The sequence below is a fragment of the Micromonospora sp. NPDC049580 genome (assembly GCF_040675595.1).
In the GTDB taxonomy this organism is placed as follows: Bacteria; Actinomycetota; Actinomycetes; order Mycobacteriales; family Micromonosporaceae; genus Micromonospora.
The window spans coordinates 1-1880 of record NZ_JBFAPG010000755.1 but is presented as its reverse complement, the minus strand read 5'-3'; the positions used below and the strand labels follow the sequence as shown (position 1 = coordinate 1880).

The 1880-nt window shown below is 74.1% G+C and carries 2 protein-coding genes; both read left to right on the top strand.

Annotated features, from left to right (window positions below; all coding sequences use genetic code 11):
* On the top strand, positions 1 to 624 hold a 624-nt coding region (locus AB0J68_RS31770), incomplete at its 5' end, for a glycosyltransferase family 2 protein (RefSeq protein ID WP_363942531.1).
* Positions 621 to 1880, top strand: a 1260-nt coding sequence (locus AB0J68_RS31765; RefSeq protein ID WP_363942530.1) for a polysaccharide biosynthesis protein, incomplete at its 3' end; no start/stop codon positions are given. The genes AB0J68_RS31770 and AB0J68_RS31765, both read left to right, overlap by 4 nt.

Here is a 1880-nt window from a genome sequence, read left to right as displayed (position 1 = left end):
CGGGACGAAGGGCCGGGACCGCGCCCTGCCGGCCCCGCCGTCAGACGTGGCCCGCCACCGGACCGACGACGACGCTGCCGCCGGCACTCCCGGGTCGCCAAGCTGCCGTACAACCTCGGCGTCGGCGGCGCCATGCGCCTGGGCTACCGGTACGCCCGCGACCACGACTACGACGTGGCCATCCAGATCGACGCCGACGGCCAGCACGACCCCCGGTACGTGCCGAAGCTCGTCGACCTGCTCGACGAGACCGACCTGGTGATCGGCGCCCGGTTCGCCGGCGAGGGCGACTACAGCGTCCGCGGCCCCCGCCGCTGGGCCATGGTCATGCTCTCCGGCGTCCTCTCGCGTGTCGCCCGCACCAAGCTCACCGACACCACCTCCGGCTTCCGGGCCGCCAACCGCCGGGTGATCGACATGTTCGCCACCTGGTACCCGGTGGAGTACCTGGGCGACACGGTCGAGACGCTGGTGCACACCGCCCGGCGGGGCTACACCATCCGCCAGGTGCCGGTGGCCATGCGCAAGCGGATGGCGGGCACTCCCAGCCACTCCCCGGCCAAGGCAATGATCTACCTCGGTCGCGCCTTCGCCGTGCTCACGTTGGCGCTCATTCGCCGGTGATCCGCCGGCTCCTGAGTCTCGTCCCACCGGGGACCGTCGCCGTCGGCGCCGGCCTGGCCCTGCTGGGGCTCGCCTCCTACGTCCACCTGGCCGTCGCCGGGCACAGCCTCACCGAGGCGGACTACTCGTCGCTCGCGGCGCTCTGGACGATCGTCTTCACGCTCGGCATCGGCCTGTTCATGCCCGTCGAGCAGGAGGTCGCCCGCCTCGTCGCCGGCCGGCACAGTCAGGGCCTCACCCCCGGGCCCGTGCTGGCCCGGGGGGCCGCCCTGGCCCTCGGTCTGCTCATAGCCATCGTCGCGCTGATCGTCATCGCCCGGGCGCCGCTCGCCGACCGGCTCTTCGCCGGTGACAACGACATGGTCACCGTGCTGATCGGGTCGCTCGCCGCGCTCGCCGTCGCACACACCACCCGCGGCGTGCTCTCCGGCCTGCAACTGTTCCCCTGGTACGGCGCCCAGCTCGGCGTCGACGGCGGCCTGCGCATCGTCCTGGTCGCCCTGCTCGGTCTGACCGGCGTCACCTCCCCCGTCTGGTTCGGCGCGGTGCTGATCGCCGCGCCGCTGATCGGCGTGGCGGTCACCGCCCCACCGGTCCTGCGGGTCATCGGCGGCGGCGTCCCCGTCGCCTGGGCCTCGTTCCTGCGCGGCCTCGGTCTGCTCATCGCGTCCAGCCTGCTCTCCCAGGTCGTCGTCAACATCGGCGTGATCAACGTCAAGGTGCTGGACCCGTCCGACGTGGCCACCGCCGGCGCCCTGCTCTCCGCGCTGGTGCTGGTCCGGATCCCGCTGTTCGTCTTCGCGTCGCTGCAGGCGTCCCTGCTCCCGGGTCTCGCCACCTCCGCCACCACCGGCGACCGCACCGCCTTCAACGGCCTCCTGCGCCGGGCCCTGGGCGTCGTCACCGCGCTCGGCCTCACCGGCGCCGTGCTCGCCGTCCTGCTCGGCCCGTGGCTGGTGCAGACCCTGTTCGACGCGCCCGACGTCCTCGGCCACGGCGACTTCGCCTGGCTCGCGGCAGCCACCCTCGCCTACCTCTGGGCGATGGTCCTCGGCCAGGCGCTGCTCGCCCTCGACCGGCACCGGGCGCAGGCCGTCGCCTGGGCCGTCGGCGTGGCCGCGCTGGTCGTCGCCACCCTCGCCCCGGTCGCCACCGCGCTACGGGTCGAGCTCGGCTACGCCATCGGCTCCGTGGTGGTCGCCGCGACGATGGCCGCCCTGCTGCGCGGCACCCGCACCGGCGGCGCGGCCCCCACC